Origin of the sequence: Haemophilus parahaemolyticus, assembly GCF_002015035.1 — a bacterium.
Lineage (GTDB): Bacteria > Pseudomonadota > Gammaproteobacteria > Enterobacterales > Pasteurellaceae > Haemophilus_A > Haemophilus_A parahaemolyticus.
In genome coordinates this window covers 20966-42130 of sequence record NZ_MUXY01000003.1, presented here as the reverse complement: position 1 = coordinate 42130, position 21165 = coordinate 20966, and the positions used below count along the sequence as shown (strand labels likewise).

The following is a 21165-nucleotide window of genomic DNA, read 5'->3' as shown; positions in this document are numbered from 1 at the left end:
AGACTGCTTAAGCAGTCTTATTTTTTATCTTTTATATTGCTTTAATGAACTTCGATTAATGATCTATTTTCATCCCTTTTTAACAAACGCCCCACTCGGAAAAGTGGCACATTCATTGCATTTGCAATTTGTTGGATTTTTTCTACCGCTTGCGACTCAACAGCAACCAATAAACCGCCAGAAGTTTGCGGATCACACAAAATCGCTTTTTGCTCATCGGTTAATGGAGAAATCAAATGCCCATAGCTTTCGAAGTTGCGATTTGTCCCACCAGGTACGGAGCCTTGTGCAATATAATCTCGCACGCCGTCAAGCGTTTGAATATCAGCAAAATTGACTTCTGCTCGTAAATTTGAGCCTTCACACACTTCTTTTAAATGTCCTAACAAGCCAAAACCTGTTACATCAGTCATTGCTTTTACTTCATCCAATTTGGAAAATTCCGTACCAATCAAGTTCATTTGACACATCGCATCTCGTGCTAAATATTGATGTTCAGGCTTCAAAATTCCCCGTTTTTCTGCGGTTGTCAAAATACCAATACCAAGTGGTTTGGTTAAGAAGAGTTCACAACCTGCGGTTGCCGAAGCGTTTCGTTTCACTTTTTCGGTTGGAATAACCCCCGTTACCGCCAAACCAAAAATTGGCTCAGGAGCATCAATGGAGTGTCCGCCTGCTAAAGCAATGCCCGCTGTGGCACAAGCGGCACGACCACCTTCTACGATTTGTTGAGCGACTTCCGCGGGGAGTTTATTGATCGGGAAGCCTAAAATCGCAATCGCCATAATCGGCTTACCACCCATCGCAAAAATATCGCTAATTGCATTGGTTGCAGCAATTCGTCCAAAATCAAATGGGTCATCAACAATTGGCATAAAGAAATCAGTGGTGCTGATAATGCCCACGCCATTGCCAATATCGTAAACCGCTGCATCATCTGCAGTTTCGTTGCCGACTAATAAATTTGGGTCGATAAATTTTTCGAGTTCGCTATGTAAAATTGTCCCTAACACCTTAGGCGAAATTTTACAGCCTCACCCTGCACCGTGACTAAATTGTGTTAAACGTACTTGTTCAGTCATCTCGCCTCCTTGTCTATAACATCATTGAGAACATTTTACCAGAAGTGATACAAGCGGTCGATTTTGTCAAAAATATTACAAAATGAACCGCTTGATAATCTAATCTCTGATTAACCGACCACTTGAGGCAATAAACCTTGTTGAATTAAAAATGGTACAATCACGATAAATACACCAATCACTAATGCGATAATCAATGAGGCTTTGCCACCTTTTACGCGATATGCTAGGTTTGCATTTTGGCTACGTAAACGCCATACCATCGCAATTGGTAACACAACAGCGTAGAACGCAAACATTTGCCCTGCATAGCCTAATGCTGTAATAAAACCTTGCGGGTAGAAAAATGCAAATAACATAGGTGGTAAGAAAGTCAGCAAGCCTAAACTTTTACGCCCTGCACTGATATTTACACGTTTGAGCAAATCTTCTAAGGCTTCAAATAAACCTAATGCAACGCCTAAGAATGAAGTGATTAAAGCTAGTGCTGAGAAAAGACGAACGACAATACCAACAATTGAGCTACCTGTAATATGGTGGGCAGCTTCTGCCAAGCCATTTAAGGTTGGATCACGTTCTAAAATTTCCATAAATTCCGTTTGACTTAAAACACCGTGTGTCGCTAATTGCCATAAAATATAAGCGATAAGCGGAATTGCAGTTCCCACTACAATCGAAATTCGCAACGCTTTTACATTGCCTTCAAGGTATTTGTTTAGGCTTGGGATTGAACCGTGGAAACCAAATGAGGTAAAGAAAATCGGCATTGCAGAAATCAATAGAGCATTATTGATTGGCATTGCTAATAAATGATCTACGGTCACTTTCGGCAATAATAGTCCTAATACTAAGATAAAAGCCAAGATTTTAGTTGCAAAAATGATGCGATTTACGGCATCCACACTAGTTGTACCTACTACAATAAAACTACCGAATACCACAGTGAAAATCACGCCCGCAATTTTAGTGGTAGTTTCTGCATCAACAATGGTTGGCAACAATCCGCCTAAAATTGAACTACCGCCTGAAACATAAGCGGATAAAATCGCGTAAAGGAAGATGATCAATACCGCAGTGGAAACCACACGCCCAAATGTGCCGTAATATTTTTCTGCCAATGTGCCCAAGCCAGCATCACTGTCAACAGTTTGATACGCTTCTACGAATAGCAATGCAGTAAAGCTGAGTAGAAGCCATAAAGAGACGAGAAGAACCACGGTAAAACCAAAGCCAATGCCCGCTGAAGTTAAAGGCATTGCTAACATGCCAGCCCCGATTGTTGTTCCTGCGACAATCAGTGTACTTCCGAGTGTTTTATTTTTCATACAATCACCTGTCAATAAAAATGAACGGTTTGATTGTAGCGAAAAATAGAGATTTTTCTACTCTTTTTTGCAAAAAAGTAAAAATATCTTTGCTTTGTAAACTTTTATTTACAAAAATAAACCCCTTAAAGGAAATTTAAGGGGCTTACATGCTAAATCTATTCACACTTTGTTAAATTCTCTCTTTAATGCCACCAAATTCGGCAATAATTTTTCGGGTAAAAAGCTTCAACTCTTCGGTCATCAACAAGAAATCAGCATCAAAACGCTGAGCAATATCTTCTTTTAAAATATCATCATTTTTCTCACGAATTTCATCGGCAAATTTAAGGCGAGAAAGCACAGCTTCTTCATTCAATACACAAGAAAAATGATTTTCCCAGTCGATTGCAATTTTGGTTATAAATTTACCCGCTTGTAAGTGTGACGTTATCTCATCGCTTTCCAACATCTGATTTTTACAACGAATCATACTACCACTTTCAAAGGATTTTAACTCTGCTTCCTCTAACAAGTTAAACCATGCAGGAGTGTAACCTTTAGCCACCCAATCGGTCATCACTTCATAAGGCGGAATTGCAAAGGAAATCGGCACAACAGGGAGCGAGCCTAGCGTTTTACGCAATAATGCAAGCGTATCTTCCGCTCGTTTGCTTGAACCCGCATCTACATAAACCAACTGTGCGTCTAAATCCAACCAAATAGTGGTGAATTGATGTTTGCTAAACGCACGAGGTAACAATACAGAAACGACCTGATCTTTCACTGCTTGTTTCTCTGTTTTTTTGAGTTTACGAGCTTCTTTTTCTTCCAATTCGGCAATACGTTTTTCAACCTCTTGCTTCACTACATTTGCTGGCAACAGTTTGTTTTCCTGATGTGAAATCAGCAAAAATTGCTTACCTTGTGAGAAGAACAGTTGATCAGAACTAGCAAGCGGTTGGCTCCAACCAAATTTACTCATATCGTGAACTTCACAAGGTGTAAAGCGATTTTCAGTTAATTGCTTATTTAGCATTTGCTCATCTAGTGTTAGCTCGCTAGTGAGACGATAAATCATCACATTTTTAAACCACATAAATTATCCTTAAATTTTTGCATCATACTGGCAAAAGCAAACTCAGCGGTTTTTGTTTAAGAATTTGCCATATGCATTTAGCAATATTTTTCCAACTATCTACCGTCGCACCTAGTGAGCGAAGAGCTAATGAAAGTGTGAGCGAGAAACTGACTGCCAGATTAACCACGCCAATCAACAAGACAAAGCAGAGACTTTGCCAGAAAATCACCCAACCTAAATCTCCACTCATTACTGCATAACCGACATTTGCTGAAGAGAAGGCAATGTGACGAATATCAAGCGGGAGATTGAGCAAATAGCCTACCACGCCCGTTAAGCCGAGCAACATACCGAAAGCCAAATTACCTACAATCGAACCATAGTTGTTATGCATATAATTGGCAAAAATCGACCGCTTGTGTTCGCCCATTATTTTTACAAGGAGTGGATGATGCTGCAATCGCATTCGCAAGTTGAGATAATTACAACGGTTATCCACATAACCTGAGATCAAACCTGCACAGAAAAGCCAAACACCCGCAATTGCGGCGAACCAAAGTGTGCCACTGAACGGATCGATGCTGTGCAGTTGATAAGCAATTTGCTCCTGATCGAGCAATGGCTTACCTTCAAAATGTTGGTAACCATAAGCCACGAGTGCAGCAATCCCAACCGCCACCGCCACATTCCCGATAACTGCAATACTTTGCGAGCGGAATACATCAATCAACAATTGAGCAAGCTTCATATTTACCGCCCGCCCTTGTGGATTTTTCCCAACGAAATCAGCAAACCTTGCCGCCGTCATGGCGGGCTGTTTGGTTGCAACAGTAAAATGCAACATAAAAATCAGGGTAAACCCAATGCCGTAATTCAGCCCTTCGGCAATACCTTTTAGCACCTTATCTTCAATCATGCCGCTCAAGTAAATTTTGAACAACGCCATCAATGCAATCAATACGCCACCACCAGCGGCTGAATAGAACATCGAAAGATATTCGCTTTTGTTGCGTGTGATATAGTGCTCACCATGGTCACTCGTGTTCTGGGTAATGCTACGCGAAAGCATACTCACACTCTGCTTCAAAAGGGCAGAGATGCTGTGTTTGTTCGCTGAAGCAATGGCTAAATTTCTTGCTAAAAGTAAAATACGACGTGGCAAAAAGCGATTAGAAGCAAACACATCCATCAACATTGAAAGGCGATCGAGTGTCTGCTCCAAGCGTTCAAGTAAATAAGCCACTTCCATTGAAGAGCCCATCGCCGCCCCTTTTTTCTTCAAGCGGTCGATTAACGCCTTACTTTGGACAAACATCACTTGCAAGTGCCCATCATCAAATAACTCATTGCGACGGCGTGCTTCAATCCAGAGCATCACCTCTTTTTGTAATGCAACAAAAGGACTATCTGCCTCAATTAAACTTGGATCTAAACGCATTAGTTCGGGTTGCATCTCTTCTGCAGCAATCCAAATTGAAAGCATTTTTATCGCAAACAAGCCTTCCGCTCTCAAATGAGCATCTACACGTTCACGCTCTGCTTCACTCACATAACGATTAAGCAATTTAAAAATACTGCCCCAATAGTGTAATGGCACGCTGTTAATCCATTCTCCATCATGTTTATCGTTAAACAGCAGAAAGAAAATATCGCGAAGATCTTTGACATCAGGCACGGCAGGATTGAATTTTTCATAAAGACGCGAGCGAAATTCACGGCTAAAGCCATCACGACTTAGAATCCCATTAGAAATCAGCAGCGGATAAAGTCGCATACTGCATAACCAGCGGCAAAGTTGCGATGCCAAATTTTGTGTAAGTACTTTATTTTTCTTTAACGTTTTGATTAAAAACTTAAGCTGATCTTCACGTAGCACTTCGCAGCGAATCCAGTGGAAAAAGCTTTTTAACAGCTCAAAAATATTGTCTTCTGCCAGTTTTTGTTCGATAAATTGGATAAGTTGTTGTTCGGATAAATCGTGTTTTTTCTTCAAATTAGAGACCTCTCTCTGCCTTTAACTTTCCTATTAACTTTTCATTCGCAGGAGGGAATTGCCCTTCATCTAATTCAGATTGAGCAATCCAGAAGCCTTCTTGCCCTTCACGCCCGAAAGGTTCCCCGATCCATTCTTCGACTAAGAAAAAATAAAATTCGATAATTTTCGTGGGATATTCAAACTGGAAATGTTCATAAGGGAACGCACTCAATACTTGAATGCCTGCCTCTTCTTCCAGTTCGCGTTTTACAGCTTCTTCTGGTGTTTCATTTAGTTCAATTTTTCCGCCAGGAAATTCGAGGGATTGAGCGAAATCTTGCCCTTCAAGGCGTTGAGCTAAATAAATTTGTCCAAATTCATTGCGGATAATGCCTGCGGCAACACGAACAATGGGTTTTGACATAATTACATTCCTTTCTATAAACGTAGAGCGGAGTTTATCTCCGCCCAAATATCATTCAGTTGTCTTAATGGATTAAAATTAATTTTGTGTTTTTACTAAAACATGGCTGCTACGATTTAGTATTCATAAAATTATAACTCATCAAAATATTTATTGCCCCACGTTTTTTCCGCAAGTTGCAATAAATTAGCGAAATCCTGATAACTCGGAATTGATTGCACAGGACAAGCGGTCAATTTTATATTTTCATTTGCCAATTTCTGACGCAACTCTTCATACCAGCCCATCAAATGTAAAGGCAATGGCGATTTAGACCGTTTGCCGAGAAAATATAAACCTTGATAGGGAATACTCACCGCAAAGAGTGCAGTTATTACCGAATTTGCTAGGATTGATTGGCTTGGATCTTTAAAAAAGTATTGCCACAAAATTGTAAAACAAGCAAAAGCGGGCATCCATTTGCCTGAAAATTTAATAAGCTGAATAAGACGGTAATCGATCATAAACAGGCTCAATTTCTTTTGTTGTGGATAGGTGTTTAAATAGCGTTGTCCTGATTGGAATGTTTCGAGCATAGTTTAAAATTATAAAAAGTGGAGATAAAATAGCCTAAGGCAAAACTTAATGCACTTCAAGCAATCTATTGATATACTTATGAGCTATTTTTTACTTTTTATTAACGAAAAACAAGGATTTTTATGCCGATTAATTTTCCGCAATTATTACAAGATAGTTGGAATTTTATCCGAAATCGTCGTCAGTTTTCGCTAACGGCTATAGGGTTGTTGCTCGCTATTCAACTACTAGCAACCTTTGTACTTGCTAATCTTATGGCTTCAAATTCAACAGTTTCATTGCTTCCTTCGCTCTTAATTGGTATTGGTAATATTTTTATTTCTGTACTTTTGGTACTTAATATTAACGATATTAATGCAGGCACATTTCAATCCTTCTTTCAAAATACAGGTAAAGCCTTAACAAAACTGCTTCCTGCAATTTTACTTTACATCATTATGGGATTACCGCTTTCTTTCGGTATGTCATCCATTTTATTTGGCAATATTTCAGGCAGTGGAGCAAACATTTTTAGTTTACCTCTACTTGCTATTGGGATTTTTGTATTTGTACGCTTAAATCTCTCTACTTATGTCTTTCTTGTGGAAAATTATCGTGTTGGGCAAGCGGTTAAATTTATGTGGCAACTTGCAAAAGGCAAAATGGCTGTACTTTTTGCTTATACCTTATTAGCAAATCTGTTACCCATTTTAATTACCGCTCTAGTAGGACGTTTAGGCGATAATGTTGCGATTATGGTATTATCTTTCATGATCTCTGCATTTTTATCACTCTTTACCACCATTTTTAGTTTCCGTTTTTATCAAACCATTCGCCCTAAAAGGTTAAGTTAATTAAGGATCAATGATGAAACAATTGCTTGAATTTATTCCTCTTATTCTTTTCTTTGTAGTGTACAAATTTTTTGGCACACAAGAAGCTGCGATTACGTTGGTCATCGCAACGATCGTGCAACTGATTGCCCTAAAAATGCTCTATGGCAAAATTGAAAAAATGCAGCTTTTTATGGCTAGCTTTGTTGTTATTTTCGGAGGATTAACTGCTTATTTTAACGATGATGCATTTCTAAAATGGAAAGTTACCCTCTTAAACGGATTATTTGCATTAGTGTTGTTAATTAGTCAATTTGTATTGAAAAATCCGATAATTAAACATCTGCTCAGCAAAGAGATTCATTTGCCAGAAAATGTGTGGGCAAAACTTAACATAGGCTGGGCGATCTTCTTTATTATTTGTATGCTTCTTAACCTCTATGTAAGCCATTTTATGTCGAATGATGCGTGGTATACCTTCAAAGTCTTCGGCTTAACTGGCTTAAGTTTAGTCGCAACGATTTTAACGGGCGTAGTGGTTTACCCTTATTTACAAGAAAACCAACAGAACAAGGAATAACAAATGAAAAACGAACCTTACACAAAAACTCCTGATGGTAAGCTGATTTTACGTACACTAGCAATGCCATCAGACACCAACGCCAACGGTGATATTTTCGGTGGTTGGATTATGTCTCAAATGGATTTAGGCGGTGCGATTTTAGCCAAAGAATTGGCAAAAGGTCGAGTGGTGACGGTTACCGTAGATAAAATGATTTTCCACCTTCCGATTTCTGTCGGTGATGTCGTTTGTTGTTATGGTACATTAGTACGTTTAGGTCGCACTTCCATGCAAGTAAAAGTGGATGTGTTTATCAAACAAGTGTATGAAGGCACACGTGAGCGTTTTAAAGTGACAGAGGCGTTATTCACTTATGTAGCAATTGATAAAGAGGGTAAACCTCGCCCAATTCCACGTGAAAATAACCCAGAATTAGACGAAGCATTGGCACTGTTAGAAACAAGCCAAGCCGAAGAAAAAACAGAATAAACATTTATTAACAGAAGGAAATAACGATGTATTACGTAATTTTTGCCCAAGACAACCCAAATATGTTGGAAAAACGCCTTGAAGTTCGCTCAGCTCATCTTGCTCGTTTAGAGAAATTACAGGCAGAAGGCAGGCTCTTAACCGCAGGTCCTAATCCGACAGAAGATGGCTCAAGTGTAACTGGTTCAACCGTAATTGCAGAATTTGAATCATTGGCGGATGCTCAAGTTTGGGCTTCTGAAGATCCTTATGTAGAGGCTGGCGTTTATGGTGATGTGATTATTAAGCCGTTTAAGAAAGTTTTTTAGAAATAAATAAACAAATTTTAAAGGGAAATGATCAAATATCATTTCCCTTTTATATAAATAAGCATAATGGCTACATAATACCGCTTTTTATGCATAAACTTTTGTAATAATCATTTAGCCCTAATGCACATCATCATCCGCCAAGAAACCACCACTTTGATGTGCCCAAAGTTTGGCGTAAACGCCACCTTGAGCGAGCAATTCTTCGTGTGAGCCTTGTTCGATGATTTCACCTTTATCTAACACGATTAAGCGATCCATTGCCATAATGGTTGATAAGCGGTGAGCAATTGCCACCACAGTTTTACCTTCCATTAAGTGCGTTAGGTTCTCTTGAATTGCCACTTCTACCTCAGAGTCTAAAGCACTGGTTGCTTCATCTAATAAGAGAATTGGAGCATCTTTGAGCATCACGCGTGCAATAGCAATCCGCTGGCGTTGTCCCCCTGAAAGTTTCACTCCTCGTTCCCCTACGTGGGCATCAAAACCTGTTCTACCCTTAGTATCTTGAAGATTCGGGATAAACTCGCTTGCAGCCGCTTGTTCAACGGCTTTAAGCATCTCTTCTTCTGTCGCATTTGGTCTGCCATACATCAAATTTTCACGCACAGAACGGTGCAATAATGAAGTATCTTGAGTTACCAAGCCAATTTGTGAACGTAAACTTTCTTGTGTGATGTCGCGAACATTCTGACCATCAATGGTAATTGAGCCGTTTTGAATATCGTAAAAACGGAGCAATAAGTTCGTCAGTGTTGATTTTCCTGCCCCACTGCGTCCAACTAAACCGACTTTTTCACCTGGTTTAATCGTTAAATCAAATTTTTTAAGTAATGGTTTACGTGGATCGTAAGCAAAATCAACGTGATCAAACTTGATTTCACCTTTAGTTACTGCAAGCGGTTTGGCATCGGTTTTATCCACCACACTATGTGGTTTCGAGAGCGTTCTCATTCCATCTTGTACCGTGCCAAGATTTTCAAATAAACGAGCGAATTCCCACATAATCCATTGCGATAAACCTTTGATACGTAATGCTAAAGCAGTTGAAGTTGCTATCGCACCTGCACTCACAAGCTCTTGTGACCAAAGCCACAAGCCAATGCCTGCCGTCGAAACGATTAAACTGATGCTTGTGAAGTTAGTCAATGTTTCAATCACTGTCACCAAACGCATCTGTTTATGTACCGTGACCATAAACTCTTCCATTGACTCTTTCGCATAAGCTGATTCACGATTGCCGTGTGAGAAGAGTTTGACTGTAGCGATGTTAGAATAAGCATCGGTAATTCGGCCTGTCATTAGGCTTCGTGCATCTGACTGTTCTTGGGCGGCAAAAGCAAGTTTCGGCACGAAAATTTTAATGGTTAAACCAAGTGAAATAACCCATAAAATAAAGGGCAAAAACAGCCAACCATCAAACTGTAGCAAGATCACACTTGAAGTTGCAAGATAAACGGCAACATAAATCAGCATATCCGCACAGGTCATCACCACATCGCGCACTGCAAGGGCTGTTTGCATCACTTTTGCTGATACACGCCCTGCAAATTCGTCTTGATAGAAGCCCATACTTTGTCCAAGCATCAAGCGGTGGAAGTTCCAACGTAAACGCATAGGGAATACACCTTGCAAACTTTGGAAGCGGATACTGCTTGATAAAAAGACAAGCAGCACGCCTAAGATTGCGATGCAAAACATTGTGATAATTGAACCGCTTTTCTCTGCCCAAAGTTCAGACGGGCTGAAGTGATTTACCCAATCGACCAATTCGCCCATAAATTGAAACAGAACCGCCTCAATAATCCCCACGCTTGCTACTAAGATGGTAAGCAAAATCAAGTAAAAGCGCATTCCTTTTGTTGCATCATAAATGAAAGGAAGCAAGCCAGCTTTTGGGGTTTGAGGCTGTTCGTTTGGATAGGTTTCGATTTGATTTTCGAACCAAGTGAATAATTTATTGAACATATTTTTCCTAAAAGATATTAAACAAAACAGCCCCAAAGGGGCTGATTTATGCGGAATCTAACACAAAATTCCTAGATTTAAGGATTCAACAATTTCTCATCTAATGCTAAATCTTCGTTGCGATTTACACCAATGCCTTTTGCTAACACATCACGGGCAATTTGGTGAGCTTCTTCTAAAGAGTGCTCTTTATATGAACCGCATTGGTATTCGTTTAGCTCTGGAATTTTTGATACATCTGGCACTTTGTTTAACGCATCTTCCATTGAAGCTGTCCATGCTTGTACCACATCTTGCTCACTTGGTGCACCAATTAAGGACATATAAAACCCTGTGCGGCAACCCATTGGCGAAATATCAATAATTTCTACGTTTTCGCTATTTAAGTGATCGCGCATAAAGCCTGCGAAAAGGTGTTCCATGGTATGAATACCACGTACTGGTAGAATATCAATATTTGGGCGGCAGAAGCGTAAGTCAAACACGGTAATAGTATCGCCTTTTGGCGTTGTCATCGTTTTTGCCACGCGAACTGCTGGAGCATTCATTCTAGTATGGTCTACTTTAAAGCTATCTAATAAAGGCATAATTTTCTCCTAATAATAAATCTTTCTATTCTGCAATTCCTTGATCCCATTCTGGGGCTTCTTGCGGAATTTTACGTTGTAATAAGAAATGGCGGTTTGGTTTCGCCTGTGGTTGCACCACTCTACCTGATGGGGTTGAAAATGCGATACCACCGTTTAACAATTGCGACATTGTTCCTGAGTTCATACTTACGCCTTGTAAGCTAATATCCATCGTGTAACCTGAAGCCGCCCAGAATTCGGTGTTATTACGCACCAAATGCTGATATTTATGTTCAATTGCTAAGTGAATAAAGACCCGATCGCCTAGCTCACTTAAGTTCATTTTTTTGACAATACCTACCTGCATTCCGCGATATAAAACGGGTGCTTCAACTTGAATGCCTTGCGCATCGCTGGTTTCCACAATTACAGGGAAACCGCTGTCGTAAGTGGTTTTGAGGGTATCCGTGTCCTCAAGAGTAAACTGAGTTTCAGTCTTACCACTCCCCGCTTCCACGCTAATATAATTTTGCAATGCTGCATCAATGTTTTTCACCCCTGAAGTAGAAATTTCAGGCGAGATCACATTAAATTTGCTGCCTGTTTTAGCAAGCAATGGATAATATTGCCCTTCGATATAAGCGGTCGCTTTTATCTGTTTTTTTACATTTTGCAATTCAAGTTTTTCGACCTTACCCACGGTCAGCCCCATATATTTGATGTCCATTCCTTCTGATAGCTTGGAAGCATCTTTAGCAATTAACGTGAGGTAAGTATTACCCGAAAGGGCTTTATCTTTGCTTGCAAAAAGGGTTTTACTGCCACTTCCCATTTGATTATCAAAGCTAATTGCTCCTTTAAGTGTACGCATAATCGGGGCAGCTTGAATATTTACTCCTTTAAGCGACACATCAGCAGAGACAGCAGGTTCAACCCAATAACGGTTTTTATCGCTGATTAAGTGGCGATAAGCAGGCTCAATAAAGAGATCAACCTCAAACTGTTTTTGCGTTGGACTCACTTTCAGCACTTCCCCAACTTGGAAGTCACGATAAAGCACAACCGATCCTTGGCTTATGCCAGAAAGCTCTTTTGCAGAAAGCGTCAGTGTTGCTCGTTTTTCACTAGATGCTACACCAAGCTCAGCGTGATCAGTGTCTTTGTAAAGTGGGTATTCACTTTTTGCCTCGCCCGTTGGTTTATCTGAAATTAAACGCACACCACCTTTGACCCAATCACTTGGCGAGCCTGCTTTAATACGTAAACCATCTAGCCCGATATTTACATCTAAGTTAGAAATCGCCACAAATTTACTATTTTGCCCAACCAAATGACGATACGGAGGATAAATCACCCCTTGGAACTCAACGTTATTCAATGTGAGTTTTCGTTTTAAAATTTCACCAATTTGCACATCGTTGTAATAAATGCCTTGCCCTTCATCTACGCCATAAGATTCTGACGCTTGGAACGTCAATGCTAGCATATTTGGTAAATGAAGTAAGAAATCTTCCTCTTTTTCAACCGTAAATTGCGTTTTTGCCTCGCCTGAACCGCTTAGTACATCAAAGTAATCACCGCGGAATAGCTCGCCAATTTTACTGATTTGCTCTTTATTTAGGCTAAATTTGGGCTCTCTGAGTAAAATTTTCGTATCAGTTTTAAACAGATGCACATAATTTGGATCAATTAATAACACGCCTTTGAGCATTCCTTTTTTTTGCTCAGGCTGTAATTGTTCAAAAATGCTATCATTTTCAACGGGAATATCTAAATCGGTTAATACGCCCACTTGTACATTTTTATGAAATATGCCTGTTTCCTGCAGTTTTAGCCCTTCATCCATCGGCACTAAAATTTGAATATTTACCCCACGTTTTGCCGATTTATAGTCTGGATAAAGTGTATAGCTTTGCCCTTGTTCAGCGGGTTCATCATTATCTGGGGAATCAAACGCGACACCGCCCATCACCACAGATGCTAAGCTATCCATTGAAAGATCAACACCTGATATTCCCGCTTTTACGTTCACACCACTGATGTTCCAGAAGCGGCTATTTTTCTTCACTAAACCGACATCTTTTTTATTAATTAAAATATCAATCTCAACCTTTTTGCGATCTGTACTAAAACGGTAATCCGCTACTTGCCCTACGGGCGCTTTTCGGAAATAGACTTGTGATCCTGTTGTTAGCGAGCCAAGATCATCAGACACTAACTTAATTAGCAAGGCACCATCAGTGGCAATTGCTACAGGTGGTTCATCTTGAGCGGTAAACTCATCTTCGCTTTTTGCATTTGGATCATCGCTTGGCTTAAGTGTAATGTAATTGCCCGAAACAAGAGTGTCTAACCCTGAAACTCCTGCAAGTGAAGCGGTCGGTTTTACCACCCAAAATTGCGTTCCCTCTTTAAGCACAGAACGTGCTTCTGGGTTAATTTCTGCTTCCACTTCTACACTTTTAAGGTTATCTACAAAATAGACTTTTTTGACCATGCCAATTTGCAAGCCTTGATAACGAATTGCAGTTTTACCCGCTGTAATACCATCCCCTTCGTTAAAACGAATAGTAATCATCTGCCCACGTTCTTGCAGAATTTGAAAAAACAATAAACAGCCAATCGCAAATGCCGCAATTGGCAAAAGCCAGAAAGGGGAAATTCGGCGAGGCTGTCTAATTTTAGCGGGTTGAACTTCTAATTTTTCGCTCATTCAATTTCTCACTCTCTTTATTCTTTTTTATAAATATCTTGCCCATCACGACGCGTTTTTAATAAACGCAAAATCCAGACATATTGCTCTGGCGATTTAGTCACAAAATATTCAATCACTTTGTTCATTTCACGGGCAGATTGTTCAGGTGTGCCCGAAAATTCTAGCGGAGGCAAAATTTCCATTTGGTATACGCCTTTCTTTGCTTGATAAGTAGCAAACATTGGAATAACAACCGCATTTGCGACACGAACCATTTTGTTTAGCCCTGGCAAGGTTGCCTTTTCCGTTGCGAAGAAATCGACATAAACACTTAATTCCTCACCAAAATCTTCATCTGGTAAGAAATAGCCCATATTACCTTTTTTAACATCTGCTAAAAATGGCTTAATGCCATTTTGGCGTGTGTGCATTCGTCCGCCAAAACGCTCACGGGTTGCATTCCAGAGCCAATCAACTAATGCATTTCGGTGTGGATTATACATTGAAACCATCGGCATTCCGTGTGTATGCAGAATAATCCCCGACGCATCAATTGCCCAAGTATGTGGCACAAGCAGAATAATATTTTTGCCTTCCGCTTTGGCTTGATAAATGTGCTCAAGCCCGATAAATTCACTCCGTTTTTGCAGATGTTTCACCGAGCGCACTGCAATTTCGCCAATGCCCAACATTGTTTGAGCTACGGTAATAAACATTTCTTCAATCGTTTTTAACCGCTTGTCTTCACTCCAATTGGGAAAGCAATAACGTAAGTTAATATCTGAACGACGGAATTGTTTATTGCCCTTCTTTTTCAAATAGCGGCAAGCCACTTTGCCAACAAAAACAGCTAGCTTATCTCGCAATGGATAAGGCACAAACGCTAATATGAGTAACACTAGCACACCAAGCCATATGCTCCAGTACTTTGGTAGTAAAAATTGCCACAAAAATTTATGCGTGTAGCCTTTCTGTTCTGTAATTTCAGTCATTATTTTTTATCAATCAAGTTTTTAATGGCTAACATTACCCCTAAACCTATAAAGGCACCAGGGGGTAAAATGGCTAATAATAAACCAGTGTCTAAGTGTAACACATCTAGGCGTAATGATTTTGCCCAATCACCTAATAATAAGTCTAAACCATCAAAAAGTGTACCTTGTCCAAGTAATTCACGTAATGCCCCCAACACAACAAGGCTTAATGTTGCCCCTAAACCCATCGCAAAGCCATCAAAGGCAGATTGTGCCACATTATTTTTTGAGGCGTAAGCCTCAGCTCGTCCGATCACAATACAGTTAGTTACAATCAACGGAATAAAAATCCCTAGTGATTGATAAACCGAATAAGCAAATGCATTCATTAATAATTGCACTGCGGTTACTACAGTGGCAATAATCATCACATAAATCGGAATACGAATATCATTTGGGATCACTTTGCGAAACAGCGAGATCGTAGTATTGGTTGCAATCAACACAAACATTGTTGCCAAGCCAAGTCCTAACGCATTTGTCACGCTGTTTGACACTGCCAAAAGTGGACAAAGTCCAAGCAGTTGCACCAACGCACTATTATTTTTCCAAACGCCATCCATAAATAGCGTTTTCCAGACACTTGGTGTTGGAGTTGCTTCCGCTTCAATTTGAGTGACTGGAATTTGCTGTTCGTGACAATTCATTATTTGCACTCCTCTAATTTATCCGCCAATTCTGGATGCTGTACTAACTGAGTGATAACCCATTTCGCATTTTCACGTACATTATTGACTACCGCACGTGGCGTGATGGTAGCACCTGTGAACTGGTCAAACTGCCCGCCATCTTTTTTCACTGCCCAGCTACTTTCGTTTTCAAGCGAAAACAGTTTCCCCGCAAAGGATAAAATCCAATCTGAAATGCGGGTTTCGATTTTATCGCCTAGCCCTGGTGTTTCGGCGTGTTGCAAGGTTCTCACTCCTAACACCCTGCCATTCGGCTCAATCCCCATCAACAGCACAATATTGCCCGAATAGCCATCAGGTGCAGTGCCTTGTATTGCGTAAGCGGTTGTTTTATCTTCTTTTTTTGCAATATAGATGCGGTTTAAATGCGGTGCCTCAGATAAATTTGCCACTTTACAGGTTGCCAGTAAATCATTATCAAAATGATCTTGTGGGACAACCTCGTGTAATAAAGCTCGTTGCTGATTCGTCGTTACTTCATCAATTCGCCCTTTAGTCAGCAGATAAACGCCCGTAGAAACCGCAGTACAAACCAAGGCAATCATTCCCAATAACAGGGCGTATTTTAAGGTAACTTTTGAGGTATTCATTATTTTCTCGTCCCGTACAATCTTGGTTGCGTATAGTGGTCAATCAGCGGTACGCAAATATTGGCTAGCAACACTGAGAATGCCACCGCATCGGGGTAATTTCCATAATAACGAATCAGGTAAACCAACAAGCCAATTAAGCCACCGAAAATTAGTTTTCCACGTGGCGTAATGGAGGCGGAAACGGGATCAGTCGCAATAAAGAACGCCCCAAACATCATCGCCCCACTAAAAAGATGTTGCCACGTTTCCCACAATGCACTGCTCGAATCGGCAAAAGCGAGTTGTTTCACTGTGTTGTCTGTGTAGCTACACAACACAAACACCGCCAACATCGCTACTGGAATTTGCCAGTGAATGATACGTTTCGCAATCAGGAAAATCCCACCAATCAAAAACGCCAAATTGATTTGAAACCAGCCGTTAAAGCCCAATTTATCGCTGATATTTTGTGCAAGTTCTGGTGCAATAAAACCTTGTGCCTTCATCGCTAATTTCGCACTATCGAGTGGGGTTGCTTGAGTAATGCCATCCACGCTATCGACTAATTGACGCAAATTAAATCCATCGCTAGTTACGCCAGTAAAAACCAAATGAAAGGCGTCGTTTATCGTTGGCGGCTCGCTTAATAGCTGGCTTGGTACGCTCCATGAGGTCATTTGCACAGGGAACGAAATCAATAGCAACGCATATGCTACCATAGCAGGATTAAATAAATTCTGCCCTAATCCACCGTAAATATGTTTTGCCAGCAGTAAAGCAACAATCATCCCGATCATCACGATCCAATAAGGGGAATAAGGCGGAATAGACATTGCTAAAATCAGTGCGGTTAAAATGCCAGAGAGATCCGCCAAATAGAAAGCAGTCGGTTTTCGGCGAAGTTTTGCCACAGTAAGTTCAATAACTACGGCAAAGCTAACTGCAATGATAACCTGCACCAACACGCCAACGCCGAAGTAATAGCATTGCACAACAAGGGCGGGCAACATAGCAACCATCACCCATAACATAAATTTGGCGGTTAAATTACTCCCGTGTGTATGTGGGGAGCTGACCATTTTAAACATTGATGCTTCCTTTTCTTTCCATTATTCGGTTATTATTCACTCTATTGTTGAGCTGCTTTTTTGCTTTTGTACGAGCAATCGCTGCAGCGACAGCGGCTTTGCGAGGATCAAGCTCTTCAGTAGGTTTTTCAACCTCTTCGGTTTTTTCGACCGCTCGTTGTGCCTCTTTCTTCGCTTTGGCACGAGCAAGTGCTGCGGCAACAGCAACTTTACGCGGATCAAGCTCTTCAGTAGGTTTTGTAACTTCTTCCGTTTTTTCAACCGCTTGTGCTTGTTGTGCCTCTTTCTTCGCTTTGGCACGAGCAAGTGCTGCGGCAACAGCAACTTTACGCGGATCAAGCTCTTCAGTAGGTTTTGTAACTTCTTCCGTTTTTTCAACCGCTTGTGCTTGTTGTGCTTCTTTCTTCGCTTTGGCTCGAGCAAGTGCCGCGACGACAGCGGCTTTACGTGGGTCAAGTTCTTCAGTAGGTTTTGTAACTTCTTCCGTTTTTTCAATCGCTTGTGCTTGTTGCTGAGCCTCTTTTTTCGCTTTAGCACGGGCAAGTGCAGCAGCTACGGCGGTTTTACGTGGATCTGCTTCAGACTGATTTGAATCTAGCTTGCTTTCTTGTTTTGGCGGTTCAGCTATGTGTCCCGCTTTTTTCGCTCTAGCGCGGGCGAGTGCCGCAGCGACAGCCGCTTTTTTCGCATCTAGGTTCTCAGGTGGATTTTCAGCTGGCTTTACAGTTTCTTCAACTTTTTCAACCGCTTGTGTAGTCTCTGCCTGTTTCGCTAAGCGGCGAGCTTTGCGTTGTGCCATCAAATCACTGTTATCAGGTTCGCCATTGGCTTTTACATGAACTTCGGCTGTAGGCTCCGCTTTTTTCGCTTTAATACGAGCTAGTGCAGCTGCTACAGGATCTTCGCCCTGATTTTGAGCGATCTCTTCACGGCGTTTTTCAGCCGCTTGGTTGATGCGAGCGGTGCGAGCCTCTTTCTCTTTTTGCAAGCGAGCTTCACGGGCTTCAAAACGTTCTTTTGCTTCTTCCGATTTCTTCGTTTTCTCTTCTATTTCTGCAATTTTGGCTTTTTCTTGGCGGAAATATTGAATAAGAGGAATGTAACTTGGGCAGACGTAAGCACAGATGCCGCACTCAATACAAGCCTCTAAGTGGTATTCGTTAGATTTTTCGTGATCTTCTGAACGGGCAAACCAGTAAAGCTGTTGCGGTAATAAACCAACAGGGCAAGCATCCGAACAGCTTGAGCAACGAATACAGCTGCGTTCAGGTTCTGGTGGTGCATATTCAAAATGATCTGGAGCGATAATACAGTTCGCTGTTTTGGTGATAGGTGATTGTAGCGAAGGCAAAATAAAGCCCGTCATCGGTCCGCCTAAAAAGACAGGGAAACGTGCATCAGCTTGGTAATCCACCTGTTCGAGCAAGTGAATAATCGGCGTGCCAAGTCTTGCCCACACGTTGCCTTTATTACGGATTTTATCGCCTGTAAGGGTTACCACGCGTTCGATTAACGGCTCATCATCAATGATGGCACGTTTTACTGCATAGACCGTGCCGATATTGTGCATCACAATACCCATTTCGATGGTACGTTTGCCTTGCGGAATTTCTAAGCCTGTTAATACCTGCACAAGCTGATCACTCGCACCAGATGGATATTTGGTCGGAATTTCACGCACAAACATATCATTTGCACCTTTCAAGGCTTTTTTGACCGCTTTGATCGCTTTTGGCTTGTTATCCTCAATCGCAATCACGACTTCTTCAGGACGCAGCACGTAACGCAAAATACGGATGCCTTCAACCAGCTCATCAGCACGCTCTTGCATTAAGCGATCATCACAGGTAATGTAAGGTTCACACTCCGCCCCATTGATAATCAATAGTTTACAGCGTTTATCTGCAAGGCTAAGTTTGGATGCTGTTGGAAACACCGCTCCACCTAATCCAGCAATACCATATCGGTAAACTTTTTCGATAATTTCACCGCTTGTCATCTGCAAGAAATCGTCAATTGGCTTACGTTCAATCCACTCATCTTTGCCGTCAGTTTCAATCACTACGGTCATTTCTGGCAAACCAGAAGCGTGTGATGCCACGTGTGGAGCAATTGCTACAATTCTCCCTGAAGTTGGGGCGTGTACAGGCAATTGGCGGTAGTGATCGCCTTGAGTGAGGGATTGCCCTTTAAAGACATAATCTCCCTCTTTGACGATCAGATCGCCTGCCCAGCCTGAGTGTTGTACCACAGGTACATAAAAATATTTCGGTAAATTCAACGTGCGAATAGGCTTTTGACTTGACTGTTTTTTGTTTTCAAGCGGGTGAATTCCACCTGGAAATTGCCAAAGTTTACCCGTTTCTTTATTAAGGCGAATGCGAGTTAGCACTTCATTTGGATTACTCATCCGCTCCTCCGCCAATTACTTTTTTCTGTTGAATTTCGGTAGTGTTCACAATCGGAATGACTAAATTTGGATCAAATTGCCAGTTCCATTGGCGAGCCGTTTTTTTCGGTTTAATCATCTCAATACAGTTGGTTGGACAAGGTGCGACACAGAGCTCACAGCCTGTGCAGAAATCAGCAATAACGGTATGCATTGCCTTGTTGCCACCTACAATCGCATCCACAGGGCAGGCTTGAATACATTTAGTGCAGCCAATGCAAAGATCTTCGTGAATAAACGCGACTTTGGTTTCGGGTTCTTCTACGCCATCCATAGTAGGCACATCAACGCCCAATAGATCGGCAATTTTTACTACCAAAGGCTGACCACCTGGCACGCATTTGGTAATCACATCGCCATTGGCAATAGCTTCCGCATAAGGTTTGCAGCCAGGGTAGCCACATTGCCCACATTGGCTTTGCGGTAAAATCGCATCAATTTTCTCGACAATTGGGTCTTCTTCCACTTTCAGTTTTACAGAGGAATAGCCCAAAATCGCCCCAAAAATCAAGGCGATAACCACGATGGCGATAATAATATAAGTCACAATGGAAAAGGCTAACATTAGATTTTCACCAACCCTGCAAAGCCCATAAAGGCAAGCGACATCAAGCCTGCAGTTACCAGTGCAATTGAAGCACCTTGGAACGGGCGAGGCACATCTGCTGCTGCCAAGCGTTCACGAAGTGCAGCAAAAAGCACTAAAACAAGTGAAAAGCCAAGTGCGGCACCAAAGCCATAAAGCACTGATTGCACTAAATTATTAGCAAGATTTACATTCAACAATGCCACTCCTAATACAGCACAGTTGGTCGTAATCAGCGGTAGGTAGATCCCAAGTAGGCGATAAAGCACAGGGCTCGTTTTGTGGATAATCATCTCGGTTAATTGCACGATGACCGCGATAATTAAAATGAAAACAAGTGTGCGTAAAAATTGGGCTTGCAGCGGAATGAGGATAAACGTCTCCGTCAAATAAGCCGAAAGTGATGCCACTGTCAGTACGAACGTTGTTGCCAACCCCATACCGATCGCTGTTTCGACTTTTTTCGATACCCCCATAAACGGACAAAGCCCAAGAAATTTCACCAAGACAAAGTTGTTTATGAGTGCCGTGCCTATAATCAGAAGAAGATAATCCACCATTTTCCACACCCAAATTCACATTCAATATTAAAAAAATGTGCTTATTATCCCGTTTTTTGACAGTGTGAACAATAGAAAAAATGGGGTAATTTCAATGAATAAAATATTAGCCTTGCAAAAAATAGAAGAAATTCAACCGCTTACCAAAACTGTAACATTTTTACCCATTTTTTAACGCAAATTAACCTGAAAAATTTTCTGGGTTTATCTCTTTGATTTTATTTAACTAAAATTTTTGCAACCCCTTTCGTGCAAATTTTTCGATTTTCTTTTTGAAAGAAAAATCGTAGCATGTCTACATCTTGTTGTTATTAGTAAACAAATGCACAACATATAGTGATT

The 21165-nt window shown here is 41.1% G+C and carries 20 protein-coding genes; 4 read left to right on the top strand and 16 right to left on the bottom strand.

Annotated elements, in window-relative coordinates; all coding sequences use genetic code 11:
• Nucleotides 1-41: 41 nt before the first annotated feature.
• From selD to yfbV, 6 genes are all read right to left on the bottom strand, one after another.
• Nucleotides 42-1082 (bottom strand): selenide, water dikinase SelD, encoded by a 1041-nt coding sequence (gene selD / locus B0185_RS04605; RefSeq protein ID WP_078208088.1) that lies wholly within the window; start codon nucleotides 1080-1082, stop codon nucleotides 42-44.
• A 110-nt stretch (nucleotides 1083-1192) separates the two neighbouring features.
• Nucleotides 1193-2407 carry an aromatic amino acid transport family protein gene (locus B0185_RS04600; RefSeq protein WP_005706875.1) on the bottom strand — a complete coding sequence of 405 codons (1215 nt, stop codon included), beginning with the start codon at nucleotides 2405-2407 and terminating at the stop codon, nucleotides 1193-1195.
• Nucleotides 2408-2579: 172 nt separating this feature from the next.
• Nucleotides 2580-3485, bottom strand: coding sequence for a recombination-associated protein RdgC (gene rdgC, locus B0185_RS04595; RefSeq protein WP_005706868.1), 906 nt, complete (start codon nucleotides 3483-3485; stop codon nucleotides 2580-2582).
• Between the two features lie 22 nt (nucleotides 3486-3507).
• Nucleotides 3508-5460, bottom strand: a complete 1953-nt coding sequence (locus B0185_RS04590) for a site-specific recombinase (RefSeq protein ID WP_005706880.1) — start codon at nucleotides 5458-5460, stop codon at nucleotides 3508-3510.
• 1 nt (nucleotide 5461) lies between these two features.
• On the bottom strand, nucleotides 5462-5866 hold the full coding sequence (gene mutT, locus B0185_RS04585; protein ID WP_005706883.1) for an 8-oxo-dGTP diphosphatase MutT: 405 nt from the start codon (nucleotides 5864-5866) through the stop codon (nucleotides 5462-5464).
• Between the two features lie 131 nt (nucleotides 5867-5997).
• Complete coding sequence (yfbV, locus tag B0185_RS04580; RefSeq protein WP_005706877.1) at nucleotides 5998-6441, bottom strand: terminus macrodomain insulation protein YfbV; 444 nt, start codon at nucleotides 6439-6441, stop codon at nucleotides 5998-6000.
• Between the two features lie 123 nt (nucleotides 6442-6564).
• Here yfbV and B0185_RS04575 point away from each other — a divergent pair, with 123 nt between their 5' ends.
• The 4 genes from B0185_RS04575 to B0185_RS04560 are packed head-to-tail and all read left to right on the top strand — an operon-like array spanning nucleotide 6565 to nucleotide 8613.
• The gene (locus tag B0185_RS04575; protein ID WP_005706807.1) at nucleotides 6565-7275 is read left to right on the top strand and encodes a hypothetical protein; all 711 of its coding nucleotides are present in this window, start codon (nucleotides 6565-6567) and stop codon (nucleotides 7273-7275) included.
• A 13-nt stretch (nucleotides 7276-7288) separates the two neighbouring features.
• Entirely contained in the window at nucleotides 7289-7834 is a 546-nt protein-coding gene (locus tag B0185_RS04570; RefSeq protein ID WP_005706888.1) for a septation protein A, read from the top strand.
• A 3-nt stretch (nucleotides 7835-7837) separates the two neighbouring features.
• Complete coding sequence (yciA, locus tag B0185_RS04565) at nucleotides 7838-8305, top strand: acyl-CoA thioester hydrolase YciA (RefSeq protein WP_005706800.1); 468 nt, start codon at nucleotides 7838-7840, stop codon at nucleotides 8303-8305.
• 26 nt (nucleotides 8306-8331) lie between these two features.
• Entirely contained in the window at nucleotides 8332-8613 is a 282-nt protein-coding gene (locus B0185_RS04560) for a YciI family protein (RefSeq protein ID WP_005706909.1), read from the top strand.
• Between the two features lie 120 nt (nucleotides 8614-8733).
• Here B0185_RS04560 and B0185_RS04555 read toward each other — a convergent pair whose 3' ends face one another.
• The 10 genes from B0185_RS04555 to rsxA form a co-directional block, all read right to left on the bottom strand.
• Complete coding sequence (locus tag B0185_RS04555) at nucleotides 8734-10581, bottom strand: ABC transporter ATP-binding protein (protein ID WP_005706889.1); 1848 nt, start codon at nucleotides 10579-10581, stop codon at nucleotides 8734-8736.
• Nucleotides 10582-10658: 77 nt separating this feature from the next.
• Complete coding sequence (gene luxS / locus B0185_RS04550; RefSeq protein WP_005706864.1) at nucleotides 10659-11168, bottom strand: S-ribosylhomocysteine lyase; 510 nt, start codon at nucleotides 11166-11168, stop codon at nucleotides 10659-10661.
• A gap of 25 nt (nucleotides 11169-11193) precedes the next feature.
• Complete coding sequence (locus tag B0185_RS04545; RefSeq protein WP_005706898.1) at nucleotides 11194-13863, bottom strand: MlaD family protein; 2670 nt, start codon at nucleotides 13861-13863, stop codon at nucleotides 11194-11196.
• A 17-nt stretch (nucleotides 13864-13880) separates the two neighbouring features.
• Complete coding sequence (lpxM, locus tag B0185_RS04540) at nucleotides 13881-14837, bottom strand: lauroyl-Kdo(2)-lipid IV(A) myristoyltransferase (RefSeq protein WP_005706847.1); 957 nt, start codon at nucleotides 14835-14837, stop codon at nucleotides 13881-13883.
• Nucleotides 14837-15526: an electron transport complex subunit E gene (locus tag B0185_RS04535; RefSeq protein ID WP_005706855.1), complete on the bottom strand. Its 690-nt coding sequence runs from the start codon at nucleotides 15524-15526 to the stop codon at nucleotides 14837-14839. Before B0185_RS04535 ends, lpxM begins: the two co-directional genes overlap by 1 nt.
• A complete protein-coding gene (rsxG, locus tag B0185_RS04530; RefSeq protein ID WP_005706886.1) occupies nucleotides 15526-16158 on the bottom strand; it encodes an electron transport complex subunit RsxG in 633 nt (210 codons plus the stop codon). The genes B0185_RS04535 and rsxG overlap by 1 nt, the downstream gene beginning before the upstream one ends.
• Complete coding sequence (gene rsxD, locus B0185_RS04525; protein ID WP_419471356.1) at nucleotides 16158-17171, bottom strand: electron transport complex subunit RsxD; 1014 nt, start codon at nucleotides 17169-17171, stop codon at nucleotides 16158-16160. The genes rsxG and rsxD overlap by 1 nt, the downstream gene beginning before the upstream one ends.
• Before the next feature lie 49 nt (nucleotides 17172-17220).
• Complete coding sequence (gene rsxC / locus B0185_RS04520) at nucleotides 17221-19638, bottom strand: electron transport complex subunit RsxC (protein ID WP_078208087.1); 2418 nt, start codon at nucleotides 19636-19638, stop codon at nucleotides 17221-17223.
• Entirely contained in the window at nucleotides 19631-20242 is a 612-nt protein-coding gene (gene rsxB, locus B0185_RS04515; protein WP_005706250.1) for an electron transport complex subunit RsxB, read from the bottom strand. Before rsxB ends, rsxC begins: the two co-directional genes overlap by 8 nt.
• Entirely contained in the window at nucleotides 20242-20823 is a 582-nt protein-coding gene (rsxA, locus tag B0185_RS04510) for an electron transport complex subunit RsxA (RefSeq protein WP_039863165.1), read from the bottom strand. The genes rsxB and rsxA overlap by 1 nt, the downstream gene beginning before the upstream one ends.
• Nucleotides 20824-21165: the final 342 nt, after the last annotated feature.

Excerpts from the sequence above, each read along its gene's own strand:
- B0185_RS04600 (WP_005706875.1), bottom strand. The coding sequence starts at position 2,407 with ATGAAAAATAAAACACTCGGAAGTACACTGATTGTCGCAGGAACAACA.
- rdgC (WP_005706868.1), bottom strand. The coding sequence starts at position 3,485 with ATGTGGTTTAAAAATGTGATGATTTATCGTCTCACTAGCGAGCTAACA.
- mutT (WP_005706883.1), bottom strand. The coding sequence starts at position 5,866 with ATGTCAAAACCCATTGTTCGTGTTGCCGCAGGCATTATCCGCAATGAA.
- yfbV (WP_005706877.1), bottom strand. The coding sequence starts at position 6,441 with ATGCTCGAAACATTCCAATCAGGACAACGCTATTTAAACACCTATCCA.
- B0185_RS04575 (WP_005706807.1), top strand. The coding sequence starts at position 6,565 with ATGCCGATTAATTTTCCGCAATTATTACAAGATAGTTGGAATTTTATC.
- B0185_RS04570 (WP_005706888.1), top strand. The coding sequence starts at position 7,289 with ATGAAACAATTGCTTGAATTTATTCCTCTTATTCTTTTCTTTGTAGTG.
- yciA (WP_005706800.1), top strand. The coding sequence starts at position 7,838 with ATGAAAAACGAACCTTACACAAAAACTCCTGATGGTAAGCTGATTTTA.
- B0185_RS04560 (WP_005706909.1), top strand. The coding sequence starts at position 8,332 with ATGTATTACGTAATTTTTGCCCAAGACAACCCAAATATGTTGGAAAAA.
- B0185_RS04555 (WP_005706889.1), bottom strand. The coding sequence starts at position 10,581 with ATGTTCAATAAATTATTCACTTGGTTCGAAAATCAAATCGAAACCTAT.
- luxS (WP_005706864.1), bottom strand. The coding sequence starts at position 11,168 with ATGCCTTTATTAGATAGCTTTAAAGTAGACCATACTAGAATGAATGCT.
- B0185_RS04545 (WP_005706898.1), bottom strand. The coding sequence starts at position 13,863 with ATGAGCGAAAAATTAGAAGTTCAACCCGCTAAAATTAGACAGCCTCGC.
- lpxM (WP_005706847.1), bottom strand. The coding sequence starts at position 14,837 with ATGACTGAAATTACAGAACAGAAAGGCTACACGCATAAATTTTTGTGG.
- B0185_RS04535 (WP_005706855.1), bottom strand. The coding sequence starts at position 15,526 with ATGAATTGTCACGAACAGCAAATTCCAGTCACTCAAATTGAAGCGGAA.
- rsxG (WP_005706886.1), bottom strand. The coding sequence starts at position 16,158 with ATGAATACCTCAAAAGTTACCTTAAAATACGCCCTGTTATTGGGAATG.
- rsxD (WP_419471356.1), bottom strand. The coding sequence starts at position 17,171 with ATGTTATGGGTGATGGTTGCTATGTTGCCCGCCCTTGTTGTGCAATGC.
- rsxC (WP_078208087.1), bottom strand. The coding sequence starts at position 19,638 with ATGAGTAATCCAAATGAAGTGCTAACTCGCATTCGCCTTAATAAAGAA.
- rsxB (WP_005706250.1), bottom strand. The coding sequence starts at position 20,242 with ATGTTAGCCTTTTCCATTGTGACTTATATTATTATCGCCATCGTGGTT.
- rsxA (WP_039863165.1), bottom strand. The coding sequence starts at position 20,823 with ATGGTGGATTATCTTCTTCTGATTATAGGCACGGCACTCATAAACAAC.